Annotated in this window: 13 protein-coding genes, 1 other RNA gene and 1 pseudogene; 3 read left to right on the forward strand and 12 right to left on the reverse strand. The window is 66.8% G+C overall.

What is annotated here, in order from left to right:
- Positions 1–90 precede the first annotated feature (90 nt).
- From AC1AYX_RS07820 to ptsP, 6 genes are all read right to left on the reverse strand, one after another.
- Complete coding sequence (locus AC1AYX_RS07820; RefSeq protein WP_476502959.1) at positions 91–1521, reverse strand: 6-phospho-beta-glucosidase; 1431 nt, start codon at positions 1519–1521, stop codon at positions 91–93.
- A gap of 14 nt (positions 1522–1535) precedes the next feature.
- A complete protein-coding gene (locus tag AC1AYX_RS07825) occupies positions 1536–1871 on the reverse strand; it encodes a PTS sugar transporter subunit IIA (RefSeq protein WP_476502960.1) in 336 nt (111 codons plus the stop codon).
- Positions 1872–1937: 66 nt separating this feature from the next.
- Complete coding sequence (locus AC1AYX_RS07830) at positions 1938–2240, reverse strand: PTS sugar transporter subunit IIB (protein WP_476502961.1); 303 nt, start codon at positions 2238–2240, stop codon at positions 1938–1940.
- A gap of 194 nt (positions 2241–2434) precedes the next feature.
- The gene (locus AC1AYX_RS07835; protein WP_476502962.1) at positions 2435–3781 is read right to left on the reverse strand and encodes a PTS sugar transporter subunit IIC; all 1347 of its coding nucleotides are present in this window, start codon (positions 3779–3781) and stop codon (positions 2435–2437) included.
- Positions 3782–4090: 309 nt separating this feature from the next.
- A complete protein-coding gene (locus AC1AYX_RS07840) occupies positions 4091–4798 on the reverse strand; it encodes a GntR family transcriptional regulator (protein ID WP_476502963.1) in 708 nt (235 codons plus the stop codon).
- Positions 4799–5155: 357 nt separating this feature from the next.
- Positions 5156–6811, reverse strand: coding sequence for a phosphoenolpyruvate--protein phosphotransferase (gene ptsP, locus AC1AYX_RS07845; protein WP_476502964.1), 1656 nt, complete (start codon positions 6809–6811; stop codon positions 5156–5158).
- A 248-nt stretch (positions 6812–7059) separates the two neighbouring features.
- On the opposite strand from ptsP, the gene AC1AYX_RS07850 reads away from it, so the two are divergent.
- The gene (locus AC1AYX_RS07850) at positions 7060–7323 is read left to right on the forward strand and encodes an HPr family phosphocarrier protein (protein WP_101623155.1); all 264 of its coding nucleotides are present in this window, start codon (positions 7060–7062) and stop codon (positions 7321–7323) included.
- A 189-nt stretch (positions 7324–7512) separates the two neighbouring features.
- On the forward strand, positions 7513–8523 hold the full coding sequence (locus AC1AYX_RS07855; RefSeq protein ID WP_476502965.1) for a LacI family DNA-binding transcriptional regulator: 1011 nt from the start codon (positions 7513–7515) through the stop codon (positions 8521–8523).
- Between the two features lie 49 nt (positions 8524–8572).
- On the opposite strand, the gene AC1AYX_RS07860 is transcribed toward AC1AYX_RS07855, so the two are convergent.
- The 6 genes and pseudogenes from AC1AYX_RS07860 to ffs all read right to left on the reverse strand — a co-directional run bounded on the left by AC1AYX_RS07860 (position 8573) and on the right by ffs (position 15434).
- Positions 8573–9724 (reverse strand): DNA polymerase III subunit delta', encoded by a 1152-nt coding sequence (locus AC1AYX_RS07860; RefSeq protein ID WP_476502966.1) that lies wholly within the window; start codon positions 9722–9724, stop codon positions 8573–8575.
- Complete coding sequence (gene tmk, locus AC1AYX_RS07865) at positions 9721–10365, reverse strand: dTMP kinase (protein ID WP_476502967.1); 645 nt, start codon at positions 10363–10365, stop codon at positions 9721–9723. The genes AC1AYX_RS07860 and tmk overlap by 4 nt, the downstream gene beginning before the upstream one ends.
- 15 nt (positions 10366–10380) lie before the next feature.
- Positions 10381–11169: a topoisomerase C-terminal repeat-containing protein gene (locus AC1AYX_RS07870; protein ID WP_476503006.1), complete on the reverse strand. Its 789-nt coding sequence runs from the start codon at positions 11167–11169 to the stop codon at positions 10381–10383.
- Positions 11170–11276: 107 nt separating this feature from the next.
- Positions 11277–13512: pseudogene (gene topA, locus AC1AYX_RS07875) on the reverse strand (type I DNA topoisomerase); the annotation flags it as partial.
- 178 nt (positions 13513–13690) lie between these two features.
- Complete coding sequence (locus AC1AYX_RS07880) at positions 13691–15070, reverse strand: phosphatase PAP2 family protein (RefSeq protein ID WP_476502968.1); 1380 nt, start codon at positions 15068–15070, stop codon at positions 13691–13693.
- Between the two features lie 267 nt (positions 15071–15337).
- Positions 15338–15434: signal recognition particle sRNA small type (gene ffs / locus AC1AYX_RS07885), an RNA gene on the reverse strand.
- A gap of 186 nt (positions 15435–15620) precedes the next feature.
- On the opposite strand from ffs, the gene AC1AYX_RS07890 reads away from it, so the two are divergent.
- Entirely contained in the window at positions 15621–17969 is a 2349-nt protein-coding gene (locus tag AC1AYX_RS07890; RefSeq protein ID WP_476502969.1) for a transglycosylase domain-containing protein, read from the forward strand.
- The last annotated feature ends 231 nt before the right edge of the window (positions 17970–18200 follow it).

An 18200-nucleotide genomic window follows, 5' to 3' on the forward strand; every position in this document is an offset into this window, starting at 1 on the left:
ACGACATGAAGAAGGCCCGCCGCATGACTCGGCGGGCCTTCAGGAGCCTTCCCGCGGATGTTGCGACCGCGAGAACGCGCGGCGATCGGACTACAGCTTCTCGCCGTTGCTGGCGATCACGTCGCGGTACCAGTAGAACGACTTCTTGCGGCTGCGCTGGTAGCTGCCGTTGCCGTTGTCGTCCGCGTCGACGTAGATCATGCCGTAGCGCTTCTTCATCTCGCCGGTACCGAAGGAGATGACGTCGATGCATCCCCACACGGTGTAGCCGATAACGGGAACGCCGTCGTAGTCGATGGCTTTCCTCACCTGCTCGATGTGCGAGCGCAGGTAGTCGATGCGCGCGTCGTCGGCGATGTAGCCGTCCGAATCGGGCGTCTCGTACATGCCGATGCCGTTCTCCACGATGAAGATCGGCTTGCCGTAGCGTTCGAACAGCGAGCACAGCACGTAGCGCAGGCCCACCGGGTCGATCTGCCAGCCCCAATCGGTGGCCTTGATGTACGGGTTCTTCACCTGGCCGGGCAGGCCATGGCCGTCGAACTCGGGCACCTTCTCGGCGGAGACGGCCGCGCTCATGTAGTAGCTGATCGAGATGAAGTCCACGGTGCCGGCCGCGATGATGTCGGTGTCGCCCGGCTCCATCTCGATGTCGAAGCCCTCGCGGTCCCAGCGGTTGAGCAGGTAGCACGGGTATTCGCCGTTCACGTATACGTCGCCGAACAGGTAGCGGTCGCGCATGAGCACTTCCGCGAGCATGACGTCCTCGGGCTTGCAGGTGGCCGGGTAGATCGGCACCATGGCGAGCATGCAGCCGATCTGGAAGTCCGGGTTGATCTGGTGGCCGCGCTGCACGACGAGCGCCGAGGCGACGAACTCGTTGTGGATGGCCTGCCAGATCTTCTGCTCCACCTCATGCGGGGTGTCGTTCGGATTCGGAATGATGCCCGAATTCGTGTACGGGAAGATCTCGGTGTGCATCTCCATCTGGTTGTTGACCTCGTTGAAGGTCAGCCAGTACTTGACCAGATCCTTGTAGCGCTCCATCACCGTGGAGGCGAACTTGAAGTAGTAGTCGACGACCTCGCGGTTGGCGAAGCCGCCCATCTTCGCCAGATGCAGCGGCATCTCGAAGTGCGAGAGCGTGACGACCGGCTCCATGCCCTTGGCGCGATAGTCCTCGAAGAGCCTCTCGTAGAACTTCAGGCCCTCCTCGTTCGGCTCCTCCTCGTCGCCGTTGGGGAAGATGCGCGACCAGGAGATCGATGTGCGGAAGCACTTGAAGCCCATCTCCTGGAAGAGCGCGTCGTCCTCGCGGAACGTGTGGTAGTAGTCGATGCCGCGCTGGTTCGGATAGTTCTCGCCCGGGACCACGCCGTCGGTGATCCTGCGCGCCACGCCGTGGGCGCCGCCGGTGAGCACGTCGCAGATGCTCGGTCCGCGGCCGTCCTCGTTCCAGGCGCCTTCGAGCTGGTGCGCGGCGACCGCGCCGCCCCAGAGGAAGTTGTCGGGGAATCCCATCTTCGGTCCTTCGCTCACTCGGCGGTCTTGCCGTCGAGGCGCTTGTACAGGTCGATGATCTCGACGACCATCGCGCGGAACACCTCGGCGGCCATCATCTGGTCCTCGACGTGGGTGAGCAGCAGGCCCATCTTCACCGGGTTGCCGGCGGCCTCGCGCTGCACGAGGCCCGCATGCACGGCGTGGCCCTCGCGGTAGCTTGCGTCGCCTTCGTCGATGGACGCCTTGGCGCCTTCGAAGTCGCCTTCCTTGGCCTTGCTGAGGGCCTCCATGTAGTCGGACTTGGCGGTGCCGGCCGCGGTGATCAGCTGGAAGCAGGTGGTCTCCAGATCGAATTCTTCGTCTGCCATGTTGGTACGCTTTCTCGTTTTGTCGCTGTTTTGTCGCTGTATGTGTGTGGTTCGGATGGGCGGCGATCACTTGCCGGCGAGCTTGAAGGCGAAGTCGAGGACCTTGTCGCCACGGGCCATGCCGTAGTCCTGCGGGGCGATGACCTCGACCGGCTTGGTCTCGAACTCCTTCTTGACGTCCTTGAGCATGTAGCGCACCTGCGGGCCGAGCAGGATCACGTCGGCGTCCTGCGCGTTGGTTTCGAGGGTGGAGACCGGCATGGCGGAGACGTCGACGTCCTCGAGGCCACGCTTGGCGGCCGCGGCCTGCATCTTCTTGACCAGGATGCTGGTGGACATGCCATCGCTGCAGCACAGTACGATCTTCATGATGTTTCTCCTTTGAATGGTGAATGGTTGAAGTTGGATGTGAAGTTGGATGTGAAGAGAGTGAGGCCGGCCTCACCGCGGGATGTGAGGAGGTTCGCGCGGGCCGGCCTGGATTGAGAGGTTGTTGTTCGTGGTAAGTGTCGGTGTCAGGCCGTCCGGCCGGTCTCACGGCCGGACGGCCTGCGGTCCGCCGATCACTCGGCTTCGGCCGCGCCCTGCTCTTCCTTGAGGAAGACCTTGTCCTGCATCTTCACGAACGGGGTGTAGATGAGAACGGAGATCACGCCGATGATGACCTGCAGCAGCGCGCACTTCCAGCCGCCGAGGATGAAGCCGGAGATGATCGGCGGGGTGGTCCACGGCACCTGGACGGCGCCGAACGGGGCGATGAGGCCGAGCGAGACCGAGCCGTACATGATGATCATGGCGACCATAGGCGTCAGGATGAACGGGATCAGCATGATCGGGTTGAACACGATCGGCAGGCCGAAGATGACCGGCTCGTTGATGCCGAAGACGCCCGGGACGATGGAGAGCTTGGCGACGGTGCGCATCTGCTCGGACTTGGCGAAGATCAGGGCCGCGATCAGCAGGCCGACGGTCAGGCCGACGCCGGAGTACTTGCAGAAGCAGTCGATCATCTGCGGGGTCAGGTAGTGGAAGCCGTTGGCCTTGGTGTACGGCGCGGTGCCGGCATCGAAGAGCTTCTGGTTGCTCAGCGTGTTGGCGAGCAGCAGCGGGGTGACGACGCCGGAGACGACGTTGGCGCCGTGGATGCCGCACCAGAACAGCAGCGACATGAGGACGATGATGATGATGGCGCCGGCCCAGGTATCGGTCAGGGACTGCAGCGGGATCTGGAGGATCTTGAAGATGAGCTCGGTCAGGGACAGGCCGCCGAAGACCTTGCACAGGTGGTACAGGATGGCGGAGCCGGTGACGACGAACAGGCCCGGGATGAGGGCGGAGAAGGCGTTGGTCACGCCGGCCGGAACCGCGTCGGGCATCTTGATCTTCAGGTCGTGCTTGATGCACAGGGTGTAGACCCAGCCGACGAGCAGGCCCATGATGATGGCGGAGATGATGCCGTTGGAGCCGGTCCAGGTCTGGTTGAAGATGCCGGAGAGCTCCGCGGTCTTCTTGCCCAGCTCGGGAACGTTGTCCTTGGTCAGGCTCATCGAGGACGGGGAGACGATGAAGAACGCGACCAGCGACAGCAGGCCGGAGGAGATGCCGTCGCACTTCTCGTTGCGGGCGTAGGCGTAGCCGATGCCGACGGCCACGATGATGGCCAGGATGTTGAACGTCGCGGCGTTCACCTGGTTGATGCCGGCGTTCCACTCATCGCCGAAGATGCCGGCCATGAAATCGCTGTAGCCGTCGAACGGCAGGTTGCCGATCAGCAGGAACAGGGAGCCGATCAGCGTGGCCGGCATGGTCAGGACGAAGCCGTCCTTCAGGGCCACCAGCGCCTTGAGGCTGGCGAACTTCATGAAGCCATTGAGCATAGCGTCGCCTATGGCTTGCATTTTCTCCTTCATCGTTTTTCCTTTCCTTGGATGGACTACGGCATCCATCCCATGTCCCTTATCCCGTCATTCAATGCCGAAAGACATCCACAACTTGCATTGTTGTCTATATCTTTTTGGGTTGTTTAAATAACGATGACTTAAGTATATACCCAGCGCACACGGTGTCAAATCAGGGCGAATGCCGCACCCGAAGCCGAAAAACGCCGTCGTTCCGCCATTGTTAGCGCATACAAAAAGGCCCGGCGACACGCCGGGCCTTAACTTACGTAAATCGCTTTTAAAAAGCGTACCAGAATTTCTCCGGGCACGCGCCTCGCGTCATTTCATCGAGGCCATCGCGTAGAACTTCGCGTTCCTGTAGTGGTAGAGGTTCTTCGAGGCGTTGAACAGCTTGCCGTTCGTCAGGAACGCGTCGTCCTCGATGCAGATGGCGGGATCGCCCTCGTTGAGCTCGAGCAGGTGGGCCGCCTCGCCGCCCAGCCAGTCCATATGGATCACCTTGTCGACGAAGCCGAAGTTCAGGCCGAGATCGTCATGCACGTAGGAGTACAGGGACCCCTTCGCGATGTCCTCGTTGAGGAAGGGCACGTATTCCTTGAGATACCAAGCGGTCTCATAGCACAGCGGCTTGTCTTCCACGCGGCGCAGACGCACGACGCGCCACACCGGCGAGCCGACGGCGCAGCGCATGCGCTTCGACAGCGCCTCGTCGGTCTTCTCCAGCGCCACCTCGCACACCACCGATGTGACGCGGTTGCCGCCGAAATCGGCCGAGATGCCGTACGAGGTGCCGATCGGCATGTAGCCGCTGTCGCGCCCCTCACGCACGAACACGCCGTTGCCGCGCACGGGAAACACCTCCCCCGCCTCGGCGAGCACCGCGATGGCGCCGCGCACGAAATACCGGGAGAGCCCGTACTCCGCCATCAGCTGGTCCTCCGTGGGCAGTTTGCCCGTCTGCGAAAACTCCCCATCCGCGATGCGCTTCTGGATCTTCAACGCCAGTTCCCGCTGCTTGGAAGCCATAACCACCCTTTCCGTCCGGACGCGCGCGGCCGCCCATCGGCCGCCCGGGCAAGCGGATGCGCCGAGGACCGGCATACGGTGCCGATCGCCGACTATTACACATCACCGACTTGTCCACATAACCCGAGCACTATAGTACGCCCACGCCGCCGACGGGCCGAACGAGAAAAAGGCCCGGCCGGTCCCGCGGGGAGTGCTCATCCCACGGGACCGGCCGGGCCGGAAGGAGGTGACCCGGGTGAAGGGGAAGACCGGGTCACGGATGAATGGCGCGGCGGGCGATCCGGACGAAGGGGAATCCGGACGTTCCCGCCGCGCCAAGTGTGGTGGTGTATCGGCCACCCGTAGGCGATTGGATCAGTCGCCCCAAGCGGGCTTGTAGAAGTCGCCGTTGAGGGCGGCCTCGGCCTTGGCCTTGGCCTCCTCGAAGGTGACCTCGGCCAGCTGGGCGCGCACGTCGTCGAGGGCGACCGGCGTCATCGACAGGGAGTTGACGCCGATGCCGGTGAGGATCACCGCCAGATCCGGATCGGCCGCGGCCTCGCCGCACACGCCGACCGGCATGCCGTACTTGTTGCCGGCGTCCGCGATGAGCTTGATCATGCGCAGCACCGCCGGGTGCCATGCGGTCTGGTAGTTGGAGACGGAGCCGAGCGTACGGTCGGCGGCCATCGTGTACTGGGTCAGGTCGTTGGTGCCGATGGAGACGAAGTCCGCCACCTGGGCGACCTTGTCGGCCATCACGGCGATGGACGGCACCTCGGCCATCACGCCGACCTTCTTCAGGCCGAAGCTCTTGCCGAGCTTGACGAAGTAGGCGGCCTCATGCTCGTCGGCGACCATCGGGGCCATGACCCACAGGTCGGCGTCGGTCTGGGCGTCGGCGGCGGCGAGGGCCTTGAGCTGGCCTTCCAGGACCTCCTTGTGCACGCGCAGCGTACGCAGGCCACGCAGGCCGAGGGCCGGGTTCGGCTCGTCCTCCGGGGTGAGGAACGGCAGCGGCTTGTCGGCGCCCGCGTCGAGCATGCGGATGACGACCTTCTTGCCCGGGAACTGGGCGAGCAGCTCGGCGTACGCCTTGGTCTGCTCCTCGACGCTCGGCGGCTCGGAGTTGCCAATGAACAGGAACTCGGAGCGGAACAGGCCCACGCCCTCCGCGCCGTACTCCAGGGCAGTCTTGCCGTCGGCCGGCTTGCCGAGGTTGGCGAGCAGCGGCACGTGGTGGCCGTCCTTGGTGCCGCCGGCCTGGCCGCGCAGCTCCTTGGCGCGGGCGGCCTTCGCCTTGGCGTGCTCGGCCTCCTGGATCTCGGCCTCGGTCGGCTCGGTGACGACCTCGCCCTTGGCGGCGTTCACGATGATGGTCTCGCCGGTCTTGAGGTCCTCGGCGCCGGCCGCGGAGACGACCGCGACGATGCCGCGGGCGCGGGCCAGAATCGCGGTGTGCGAGGTCGGGCCGCCCTGCGAGGTGACGATGGCGAGGGTCTTGGTGAGGTCCAGGCTGGAGGTGTCGGCGGGGGAGAGATCCTCGGCGACGAGCACGAACGGCTCATCGGACTCCGGCACGCCGGGGGCGGGCACGCCACGCAGCTCGGCGATGACGCGCTGGCCGACGTCGTGCAGGTCGGCCGCGCGCTCGGCCTGGTAGCCGCCGATCATCCTGAACATCTCCTCGACCTGGGCGAAGCCTTCGAGCACGGCGCGCTCGCCGGTCTTGCCGCCGTTGACGAGGTTCTGGATGGAGGTGGCGAGGGCCGGGTCGGAGGCGAACATGGCGATGGCCTCGAGAATCGGGGCGGCCTTCTTGGCGCCCTCATCACCGTTCTTGGCCTCTTCGGCGCGGTGGTTCAGCTCGGCGTTGACGGTGGCCAGGGCCTTGGTGACGCGCTCGTTCTCGACGACGGCGCTGATCGACGCGTCACGACGCACGTCGGCCGGCTCCTCCAGCGGCGGGGCCATGCGGATGACCTTGCCCACAGCGACGCCACGTCCGATTCCACTTCCGGTGATAACCATGTTGAGCACTCCTTTATGACTTTCGTTTCACCGCCGGCATGCCTGCGGCTCATCCCGCAGCAACCACCCTCTTGCTTCGCAAGCGGGTAATCCATTTACCGACATGTGTCAGTATACACAGAAAAACCATTGTGGCAACGCCGGTAATCGTTTTCTGCGTGTCGCGGAAAAACGTGCTATAGTGCTTACCAGCGCACATCAGTGACTGACGCGCGTGAAGGAATCCAGTAAGACCAAAGGAGTGCTCCATGGCAACCGCCACCCGTTCCACCGTCATCAACGACCCCGTCGGCATCCACGCCCGTCCGGCCGCCGAATTCGCTCAGGCCGCCACCGCCTCCGGCTGCACGGTCACCATCGCCAAGGGCGACGGCGCCGCCGTCCCGGCCGGCTCCATCCTGTCCGTCATGGGTCTGGGCGTCAAGCAGGGCGACACCGTCACCCTGACCGTCGAAGGCGACAACGCCGAAGCCGTGGTCGACTCCCTGGTCGAGACCCTGACCAAGGCCTGATTCGATGCTTCCGCCCGGCCGCAAGGCCGGGCCACGGGAACCCGCATCCGACGCGATTGCGCATACGCGTCGGGCCGATTCCTCTCCTATTGCAAGGCGAATTCGCCGTCCGCGCGGTATCATGCTGTGGCGGGCGGCGATTTTGTTTTTCCGCACATATGCGCACATAACAGGAAAGGGCACAGCACCATGGCCAACCGGGCGGCGAAATCCCCCAGTTCCATCCTCGAGGTCGCCACGCTGGCGCAGGTCTCGACGGCGACGGTGTCACGCGTGCTCTCCGGCCGCCGCGCCAAGGACGACGACATCGCGCACCGCGTGCGCAAGGCGGCCGCCGAACTCAACTACTCCGTCAACTACGCGGCCAGCGCGCTGCGCAGCGACGTGACGAACACGATCGGCCTGGTCATCCCCTCCGCGACCGACAGCTTCAGCGCCGGTCTGCTCGACGCGCTCGAACCGGTCGTCGACTCGGACAGCCGCCAGCTGCTGCTCGGCATCGGCGCGAGCGAGGCCATGCAGGCGGACCGCATTGAGGCGCTCTGCTCGCGCAAGGTGGACGGTCTGATCGCCGTCACCTCCGCCGGCAACGACCTGTCCCGCGTGTTCGACCGCTATGCGGACACGATTCCGATCGTCCAGGTGGGCGGCGACCAGCGCTCGTTCCGCACGAACATGGTCTCCATCGACGAGAACACGGCGATGGAGTCGATCATCCGCCATCTCGCCGAGCAAGGCGTGAGATACGTGGCCTACCTCGCCGGCAAGGAGGTCTCGTTCGAGTCGGCGGAACTGTTCGCCATGTTCCACACGCAGCTGCGCGCCGCCGGCCTCGACACCGTCAGCGCGTGGAACCGTTTCGGCGATTCGACGGTGCAGCGCGGCTTCGACTGCACGATCCGCCTGTTCGGCGAACACGGCCACCCGGATGCGATCGTCTGCGCGGACGACACGATCGCGTTCGGCGTGATGATGGCCCTGCACGCACTCGGCATGAGCGTTCCGGAGGACATCAAGGTGGTCGGCTACAACGACTCCCCCATCGCCTCCGCCACCCTGCCGACGATGACCTCGGTACGCCCGCCCTACGACCGCATCGTCGCCGAGTCGCTGCGCCTCATCGAGGCAGGCCCCGGGCACCCGAGCCACGTCGCCCTGCCGCCGCAGCTCATCGTCCGCGTCTCCAGCACGAAGCGCTGACGCGTCGCCTCGCGACGACGCGTCCCGCGCCCGCGGGCACCGGATGGAGTCACGGGATCAGCGCGCAGAACAACGCTTCGAAGACGAGCGTCGGATTGCCGTTGCCCATGAGCCGTTTGCGGGCGCGCGCCACCTCGTCGAGCCGTTCCAGCGTCGCCTCGCGCGACAGTCGCGCCGCCAGCTCGGTGATCGCCGCACGGTTCTCCAGATTAATGATCCCAACCGCGTCCTCCGCATCGTTCTGCAGGACGGCGATGTCGCGGTAGACGGACGCGATCGAGTTCAGCGCGCGGTCGAGCACGTCGCGGCTGCGACGCGTCGCCCGCCGCTTCATCTCGTCCTTCTTCGCGATCGCGTTGTACGCGCCGCGCAGTTTCGGCGGGATGCGGTCGTCCGGCCCCAGTCCGTTGACGCGGCGAAAATCCGCCTCGGCCTTCGCCGCCTGTCCGGCCACGTCCACTTCGGCCTGCGCCTTCGCGTTGTCGATGAGACGGCCGGCGAGCAGCACCGCGTCGGACGCCTTCGCGAGTTCCAGCACGCCGACGACGAGTTCGTCACGATCGGTCATGACGCGTTCGTCGGTCGCGTACAGTTTCGCGATGCCGATATGCCCTTCCGCGAGCCGCGCCGCGCGTTTCGCCACATGCGGGTCCGCGCCGGCGTTCGATTCCAGGTAGGCGGCGACCGCGTCGGCGGGCGGCACGGCGAGGTTCACGATGCGCGTGCGCGAACGAATCGTCGGCAGCACGTCCTGCGCGCTCGGCGCGCACAACAGCCAGATGCAATGCTCGGCCGGCTCCTCGATCTCCTTGAGCAGCACGTTCGTCGTGCGTTCGAGCATGCGGTCGACGTCCTCGATGATGATGATGCGCCACGGCGCGGTGCTCGGCATCTGCTCGGACACGCCGATCAGCTCGCGTACCTCGTCGATGCCGATCGTCACCTTGTCGGTGGCGAGCACGCTCACGTCCGGATGCGTGCCGGCGAGCACCTGCTTCGTGACCTTCGTCGGCTCGTCGTCCATGCCATGATCGGGGCTTTCAAGCGCGGCGGCGAACGCGCGCGCGAGGTTCGAGCGGCCCGATCCGGGAGGTCCGCAGATCAGCCACGACTGCGCGATCTGCTTCGGATCGCCGGCGGCGATCGCCTTCAGCCGTTCGACGACCGGCTGCTGCCCGATGATCGCCTCCCATACGCTCATCGCGTCTCACCGCCCGCCGTCAGCGCCGCGAGATCGCGTTCGATGCACGCCCACACCGCGTCGATCGGCTGCGACGCGTCGACGACGCGGAACCGGTCGGGCTCGGCGGCGGCGAGCGTGAGAAACGCCTCGCGCGTGCGGCGCTGGAAGTCGTCGCCCGCGGATTCCATGCGGTCCTCGTCGTGGGTGAGACGGGAGTGGGACAGCGACGGATCCATGTCGAGCAGGTAGGTGCGGTCCGGCAGGAGGCCGTTCGTCGCCCACATGCTCAATTCGCGGATTTCCGCGGCGGTGAGTTCGCGGCCGCCCGCCTGATAGGCGAGGGAGGAGTCGAGATACCGGTCGGTGATGACCACCGCGCCGCGTTCCAACGCCGGACGGATGACCTCGGCGACGTGCTGGGCGCGGTCGGCGGCGAAGAGCAGCGCCTCGGCGCGCGGGGCGATGTCGGCAGCCTCCGCGACGGGGACGCCGTGGAGGAGAAGGCTGCGGATGGCCTGTCCCAGCGGGGTGCCGCCGGGTTCCCGGGTGACGACGACCTCGCGGCCCGCGGCCTCCAATGCCGCGCGCAGCCGCTCGACCTGCGTGGTCTTGCCGACGCCGTCGACGCCTTCGAACGAGATGAACAGTCCGGTAGTCATGGTGATGATCCGCCGCTATTTCTTCTTCGCGGTTCTGGAGGTCTTGGGCTTGGCGGCGACGACCGGCGGGCGTTCGAAGCCTTCGTTCGCGGTGAGCCAGTCGATGTCGCCCTTCACGGTGGAGGCGGTGGAGCCGATCTTCTCCGCGATGCGCGTGTTGGCCCAGCCCTTCGCGGCGAGCTTCCTCACCTCGGCGCGGCGTTCGGCGCGCTTCGCCTCGACGGCGCTCACCTTCGGCGCGGCCTTGGAGCCCTTCGCCGCGGAGCCCTTGGCCCCGGAACGCCCGCGCGAGCCACCGCGCTTGGTGGCCGGTCCCATCGCGCGCTTCTCCGCGAGAATCCGGTACGCGTCCGCCGGCTCGATGGTCGCCGGATCGTACTGGCGCGGCAGCGTGCGGTTGGTCTCGCCGTCGGTCAGGTACAGGCCGAAACGGCCCTCCTTGATGACGACGGGCTTGCCGCTCTCCGGGTCGTTGCCGAGCGCGCGAATCGGCGGCTTGGCGGCGCCGCGCCCACGCCCGCGGTACTTGGGCTGCGCGAACAGGTCCTTCGCCTGGTCGATGGTGACGGTGAAGATCTCGTCCTCCGACCCCAGCGACCGGGTCTCGCTCGTCCCGTCCGCCTTCGTCTTGGTCAGGTACGGGCCGTAGCGGCCGTTGTTCGCGGCCACGGTCACGACGGCCGTCTCGCCGGTCTCCGCGTTCGTCTCCTCGTAGGAGCCGACCTCGCGCGGCAGACCGAGCAGCTTCAGCGCGTCCTCGAGCGTCACCGATTCGGGGCTCATCGTCTTGAACAGGCTCGCCATCTTCGGGCGCGGCGCATCCGACTTGCGCGAACGGCGCGGGGCCGGCTTGCCGGCCGCCTCCGCTTCCTTCGCGGCCTTGCGCGCCGCGGCCTCGGCCTCGGCCGCCTCGGGCGTGATCAGCGCGACGTACGGCCCGAACCGGCCGTTGCGCACCTCGACGGTGCCGCCGGTTGCCGGATCGGTGCCGAGCACGCGCGGACCGCCGGAATGGTTCTCGATCAGGTCGTGCGCGACCTCGACGGTCAGCTCGTCGGGTGCGAGCGTGTCGGGCAGGGAGGCGCGCTTCGGGTTGCCGTCGTCGTCGAGATGCTCCATGTCCTCGAGATACGGGCCGTAGCGGCCGACGCGCACGTGCAGGCCGTCGCCGATCTCGATGGTGTTGATGGCGCGCGCGTCGATCTCGCCGAGCTGCGCGACCTGCTGCTGCAGACCCTCATGCGCCTCGTCGGCGCTCTGCGCGGCGCCCTCGCCGGAGCCGAAGTAGAAGCGGGTGAGCCAGTCGCGGCCGGTCTCGCGCCCGTGCGCGATCTGGTCGAGGCCGTTCTCCATCTCCGCGGTGAACTGGTAGTCGACGAGCTTGGGGAACTTCGTCTCCAGCAGCTTGGTCACGGCGAACGCCAACCAAGAGGGGATGAGCGCGCGGCCGCGCTCGTACACGTAGCCGCGGTCGATGATCGTGGAGATGATCGACGCGTAGGTGGACGGGCGGCCGATCTCCTTGGCCTCCAGCGTCTTGACGAGCGAGGCTTCGGTATAGCGTGCCGGCGGCTGGGTCTCGTGGCCGTCCGCGTGCACGTCGGAGGCGGCGAGCGTCTGCCCTTCGCGCATCGGCGGCAGGGACGCGTTCTCGTCCTTACCCTTGCCGTCCTTGCCGTCTGCGGAGGCCTTGCCGTCGGCACCGGCCTTCGCGCCCGAGGCACCCGTACCGGAGGTCGCGTGACGCCCCTCCCCCGTCGCCTTCATGAAGCCGGGGAATTCGATCACGGTGCCGGACGCCTGGAACAGCGCGTCCTCGGCCACGCCGGCATCGTCGACGCCGGCGGGCGCGGAGAGCTTCACCGTGGCGGTGGAACCGGTCGCGTCGGCCATCTGCGAGGCGAGCGTGCGCTGCCAGATGAGCCGGTACAGCTTCAGCTGGTCGCCGGGCACCTTGCCCACGAGCTCGTCCGGATCGCGGAACCTCGCGCCGGCCGGGCGGATGCATTCATGCGCCTCCTGCGCGCCGGCGGTCTTCGTCGCGTACTGCTTCGGCGCGTCGGAGAGGAACTTCGAACCGAAATGGTATTCGACCGCGTCGCGCGCGGCGGCGATCGCCTCCTGCGAGAGCGTCACCGAATCGGTTCGCATATACGTGATGTAGCCGTTCTCGTACAGGCCCTGCGCGGCGCGCATCGTGGCGCGCGAGCTCATGCCGAGACGGTTGCCGGCGGTCTGCTGCAGCGTGGACGTGGTGAACGGCGGCAACGGGCGGCGGCGGTACGGCTTCGTCTCCATCGAGACGACGGTGAACGGCGTGTCCTGCAGGCGTTCGGCGAGCGCGCGCGCCGCCGTCTCGTCGAGCTGGCGCACGTTGCCGGCGAAGCCTTCCGGCGTGAGCTTGCCGTCCGCGCCGAAGTCCTTCGACGTGGCGAGACGTTTGCCGCCGAGCGCGACCATGCGCGCGTCGAACGCCGCCGTCTCGCCGGACGCGTCCGGCGCGGCGAGCGTCGCCGTCAGATCCCAGTAGGGCGCGCGGACGAACGCCATGCGCTCGCGCTCTCGCTCGACGATGAGGCGCGTCGCGACGGACTGCACGCGGCCGGCGGACAGTCCCGGCCCGACCTTGCGCCACAGCACGGGCGACAGTTCGTAGCCGTAGAGGCGATCGAGGATGCGTCGCGTCTCCTGCGCGTCGACCATGTCGGCGTCGACGTCGCGGGTCTGGTCGAGCGACTTCTTGATCGCGTTCTTGGTGATCTCGTGGAACACCATGCGCTTGACCGGCACCTTGGGCTTCAACGTCTCGACCAGATGCCACGCGATGGCCTCGCCTTCGCGGTCCTCATCGGTGGCGAGGTAGAGTTCGCTCGCGTTCTTCAACGCGGATTTCAGTTCGGAGACGGTGCGCTTCTTGTCGCCGTCGACGATGTAGTAGGGCTTGAACCCGTCGTTCACGTCGACGCCGAACTTGCCGTATTTCGCCTTGTCGGCGGCGGGCACCTGGCTGGGCTGGGCGAGGTCGCGGATGTGTCCCACCGACGCCATCACCGTGTAGCCGTCACCCAGGTATCCGCCGATCTTGCGGGCCTTGGTGGGAGACTCCACGATCACCAGCTTGGTGCCGTTCGCGGTGCGTGCTGCCATGACCTCTCCTTCACCTCTCCGTTATCATTCGTCACTGCTTGTTCGTCACTGCCGTCGCGGCGTCCGTGCGCGATGCCGACGCCGTACGGTGCCGTCGTGCTGTCATCATACTCACCAACGGTGGCCATCCGTGTGTCCGACGCCGACCGGACTGGCCGGGCGGCGCGCGGCGGCCGGCTCAGCGCCGTTTCGGCGGGGCCGGCGGCGCGCCGACGAGGCCGAGTCGCGTCAACGGCGCGGCGGTGAGCTGGCGCATCGCGAGCAGGAGGCCGGAGACGAGCGCCGTCGCGCCGCAGATCAGGATGATCGCGGCGGCGACCGCGCTGGAACGCGCCCATTCGGCGCTCATCAGCAGGCCGGGCACGACCTGCCAGACCACGTACGCGCCGTACAGGCAGGCGAACGCGCCGCCGGTGATCGCAATCGAGCCGACGATCTGCACGCCGGCGGAGGAACGGCGTTTGCCGGTCGCGTCCATGCCGGACGCGCGCGTGAACGCGAGCACGATCAGTGCGATGCCGGCGACCAGCAGCACGGACATGAGCGCGTCGGACGGGCGGTGCCATTGGCCGTTCACGACGGACAACGCGACGAACACGGTCCACAGCGCGCCGACGATCGCGGCGAGGAAACGCCATCCGCGGGAGACGGCGAACAGCAGGGCGACCGCGGCGGCGGCACCGAGGATCGTGTGGCCGCTGGGCGCGGAGTTGGCGGCGGCGATCTGCGTGTGGATGATGAACGGGCGCGGCAGCACGTCCTTGAGGAACGACGCGCCGAAGCACAGCAGGCCGAACGCGACGAGCTGGCCGAGCAGCCACCAGCGTTTGCGCACGATCGTGACGACGGCGGCGACGGCGGCGAGCAGGATGGAGCCGACGAGCACGGCCACGTGCGAGCCGGCGGCGAGGAGTCCCGCGAACCAGCCGGGCACGCTGTCGGCGAAGTAGACCTCGACCATGTCGTCGAACGACTGGCCGGTCTCCGTATGCACGCCGAGCCAGTAGACGCCCATCGCGGCGGCGACGAGCAGCAGGCCAAACACGACGCACAGCACGCGGCTCGACGTGCGCGGGCGGCGGGCGAGCACATCGTCGTCGGCGCGGCGACGGTCCGCGGCGAAGGCCGCGTCGTCGCCGACGGCGCGCAGGTCGACGCGCGCCGCGCCGGGCGCGACGGTCGGACCGTGGTCGACGGCGGTGCCGGAGATGTCGAGACCGTCCTGCGTGTCGGACACGGAGACATCGGCGACGTCGGACAGGGTACTAAACGCGGATGCCCGGTCGTCGGGGGACGCGGCGGAGGGGACGCCGGTCGCCAGCGCGGACAACGTAGGCGACGGGGACGGGACGCCGGACACGAACGGGGCGGACGGGCCGGCCGGACCAATCGGGCCGCCGGACGGGGATTGTGCGCCGACCGCGGGCCGCGCGCCGGTCGGGTCCGGCGGGGCGGGCAAATCGTCCAACGGTTCGAAATCGCGCAACAGGTTCACGGGCGCATGCGGATCACGGATCCGCGGGCTCTCGGGGGTCGTGGGTCGCTGTTCGTCACTCATGCCACCCACACTAGCCCACACACAGAGAAAACGGACCTCCGCGCCCCACATCTCATGCGCCCCGCTCCATCCCGCGCCCACCACCCATGCGCCCCCTTCAGGGGGAGCTGGCGCGCGAAGCGCGACTGAGGGGGCATCCAACGAACTATCCAACGAGCCCCCTCAGTCCGCCTATGGCGGACAGCTCCCCCACTTCCGTGGGGGCGCAAAGAAGAGAGCGGAGCGGGACGACTGCGACGGCGTCATCGCCGGCGGATGGGAACAAGTATGGAAAAACCTCCACACACCCGTCAGAGGCCGCTTACCCTTGCTGCATTCCTGCCCTGGGGGGTTTGGGCGACATAACGCCGTGCGGAGGCTCAGACCACTATACACCATCCCCGGACGAACGCACGGACGCGCGAGCGGACCGACCGGCGAACCAAGCCGAAACCACCCCAACGAACCACCCCGGCGACTTGTGAGGATTCCAAGGATAAACCCGCGTGGAGAACGGTCACACCGGGACTTCCGTCCCGCTTGTTCAGGGCGTGTGGCTACGGTGGTGCTCATGGTCTCACATTCTCGTAACGGCAAAGGACGTGTGCGCGGGCACGTCAGGAGCACGGCGGAACGCAAGCCCGCCGCCCGCCATTACCGGGGCGGCAATCATCGCGTCAAGGGCGGCAAAGGCCCGAAACTCAAGGGACGCAGCAGGCATCTCGTATTGAAATGGATCCTCGGGCTCATCGCGCTGGGACTCGCGGCGGGCATCGGCCTGTTCACCTACCTGTACGTCTCCACGCCGATCCCCTCGCCGGAGAAGATCGCGTTGGCGGAGAACACGACCGTCTACTTCAACGACGGCACCACGGAGATGGGCACGTTCTCCGAGCAGAACCGCGACATCATCGACTGCGCCGTGCTGCCCGACTACGTGGGCAACGCGGTCGTCGCATCGGAGAACCGCACGTTCTACACGGACAAAGGCATCGATCTGCGCGGCATCGGACGCGCGCTCGTCAACAACGTGACCAAGGGGACGCGCCAGGGCGGCTCGACCATCACCCAGCAGTACGCGGAACGCTACTATCTGGGCGAAACCACGTCGTACACCGGCAAGGTGCGCGAGGCGATCCTCGCGCTGAAGATCGCGCAGACGCAGGACAAAAGCAAGGTCCTGTGCAACTATCTGAACACCATCTACCTGGGCCGCGGCGCATACGGCATCCAAGCGGCGGCGAAGGCCTACTACAACAAGGACGCGAAGGACCTGACGCTCTCCGAGGCGGCCACGCTGGCCGGCATCATCCCCGCCCCCTCCACATGGGATCCGGTCGACAACCCGAAGATGGCGAAGCAGCGGTTCAACCGCGTCATCTCGATCATGCGCGAGGACGGCTACATCACCGCGAAGCAGGCGAAGGACGCGGCCATGCCGCAGACCGTGCAGACCAGCACCGACGACGTATATAAAGGTCCGAACGGCTACCTGCTGCAGATGGTGAGGGACGAGCTGGAAAGCCGCAAGGCGTTCACCAAGGACGAGCTCGACACGGGCGGCTACAAGATCGTCACCACGATCGACAAATCCAAGCAGGACCTCATGCAGCAGGTCGTCAGCCCCTCAAAGAACGGCATGCAGGGCACCGTGCCCGACGGCATGCAGTTCGGCGCGATGAGCGCGAACCCGAAGGACGGTTCGATCATCGCCCTGTACGCGGGCGACGACTATCTCGCCAAACAGCTCAACAACGCCACCCAGGCCCAATACGAGGTCGGCTCCACGATGAAGCCGTTCGCGCTGCTCGCCACCGTGCAGGCGGGCGTCAGCCTCGACACCACGTTCAACGGCAACTCGTACCGCACGTTCCCGGGCATCAGCAACACGGTGAGCAACTTCGCCAACGAGAACTACGGCTACATCAACCTGTACAAGGCGACCGCCTACTCGTCGAACACCGTCTACATGGATCTGCAGACCAAGCTCGGCGCGAAGAAGATCGCGCAGACCGCGCGCACGGCAGGAGTCTCGAACACGTCGCTCGACGGCTCCGAACCGTTCACCGTGCTCGGCAACAACGCGCTGAGCGTCGAGGACATGACCAACGCCTACGCGACCCTCGCCAACGAGGGCAAGAAGGCGACCCTGCACATCGTCGCCAGCGTGCAGAACAGCAAGGGCAAGGACCTCTACCAGGCGCCCACCGGCACCGAACAGGTGTTCACCGCGAACGACACGGACCTCGTCACCAAGGCGCTCACCGGCGTCGTCCAGTACGGCACCGCCACCGAGGCACGGCAGACCGGACACACCATCGCCGGCAAGTCCGGCACGTCGAACAACTCGTACGCGGCGAGCTTCATCGGCTACACGCCGTCCGTCGTCTCCACGTTCGCCATGTGGTACCCGGACGCGAACGGCAACCCGCAGGAGATCCCTTCGTTCGGCCAGTGGACCGGCGGCTCCGACTACCCGGTGCACCTGTTCACCGAATACATGACGCAGGCGCTCGCCGGCACCACGAACGAGACGTTCCCCACCGCGAAGGACGGGGGCAAGATCGGCGGCTCCGACGGCACGTGGGGCACCGGCTCCCGGTCCACGTCGAAGCGCTACTCGTACGGGTACTCCTACGGTTCCGGCGAATCCGGTTCGACCGGCACCGGCGAATCCGGTTCCAGCGGTTCCGCGGGCACCGGCACGGGCGGCGGCACCGGCACCGGCTCGGGTTCGGGTTCCGGCGAGAGTTCCGGTGATTCCGGTTCCAGCGGGTCCGGCTCCGGCACGAGCTCCGGTGATTCCGGCAACAGCGGCGGAAGCACGTCCGGCGGCGAATCCGGCGGTTCCGATACCGGTGGCGGCGAATCCGGCGGCGGCTCGGACAACGGCGGCACCGGCGGCACCTCCGGCGAGTGACGCCCCGCGCCCTCCCCTGAAGAGGACGCCACCCCTCCTGCTCCCCCTTTCAGGGGGAGCTGTCGGCCAAAGGCCGACTGAGGGGGTACATAATGGCCCCCTCTGACGAGGGGGCTGTCCGCGTGAGCGGACTGGGGGAGAGATACCGGGAACCGTCACGTTCCAGCTATCTCTCCCCCAGTCTCACTGCGTTCGACAGCCCCCTCGTCAGAGGGGGCCAATTCATGCGTC

Source organism: Bifidobacterium sp. LH_419, from assembly GCF_056356955.1.

Bases quoted from the DNA above. Each gene is read 5' to 3' on its own strand.
- AC1AYX_RS07855 (WP_476502965.1), top strand. From the start codon at position 7,513: ATGGCCAACCGGGCGGCGAAATCCCCCAGTTCCATCCTCGAGGTCGCC.
- AC1AYX_RS07830 (WP_476502961.1), bottom strand. From the start codon at position 2,240: ATGAAGATCGTACTGTGCTGCAGCGATGGCATGTCCACCAGCATCCTG.
- AC1AYX_RS07870 (WP_476503006.1), bottom strand. From the start codon at position 11,169: ATGGCGAGCCTGTTCAAGACGATGAGCCCCGAATCGGTGACGCTCGAG.
- AC1AYX_RS07825 (WP_476502960.1), bottom strand. From the start codon at position 1,871: ATGGCAGACGAAGAATTCGATCTGGAGACCACCTGCTTCCAGCTGATC.
- AC1AYX_RS07890 (WP_476502969.1), top strand. From the start codon at position 15,621: ATGGTCTCACATTCTCGTAACGGCAAAGGACGTGTGCGCGGGCACGTC.
- AC1AYX_RS07860 (WP_476502966.1), bottom strand. From the start codon at position 9,724: ATGAGCGTATGGGAGGCGATCATCGGGCAGCAGCCGGTCGTCGAACGG.
- AC1AYX_RS07820 (WP_476502959.1), bottom strand. From the start codon at position 1,521: ATGGGATTCCCCGACAACTTCCTCTGGGGCGGCGCGGTCGCCGCGCAC.
- AC1AYX_RS07850 (WP_101623155.1), top strand. From the start codon at position 7,060: ATGGCAACCGCCACCCGTTCCACCGTCATCAACGACCCCGTCGGCATC.
- ptsP (WP_476502964.1), bottom strand. From the start codon at position 6,811: ATGGTTATCACCGGAAGTGGAATCGGACGTGGCGTCGCTGTGGGCAAG.
- AC1AYX_RS07880 (WP_476502968.1), bottom strand. From the start codon at position 15,070: ATGAGTGACGAACAGCGACCCACGACCCCCGAGAGCCCGCGGATCCGT.
- AC1AYX_RS07840 (WP_476502963.1), bottom strand. From the start codon at position 4,798: ATGGCTTCCAAGCAGCGGGAACTGGCGTTGAAGATCCAGAAGCGCATC.
- AC1AYX_RS07835 (WP_476502962.1), bottom strand. From the start codon at position 3,781: ATGAAGGAGAAAATGCAAGCCATAGGCGACGCTATGCTCAATGGCTTC.
- tmk (WP_476502967.1), bottom strand. From the start codon at position 10,365: ATGACTACCGGACTGTTCATCTCGTTCGAAGGCGTCGACGGCGTCGGC.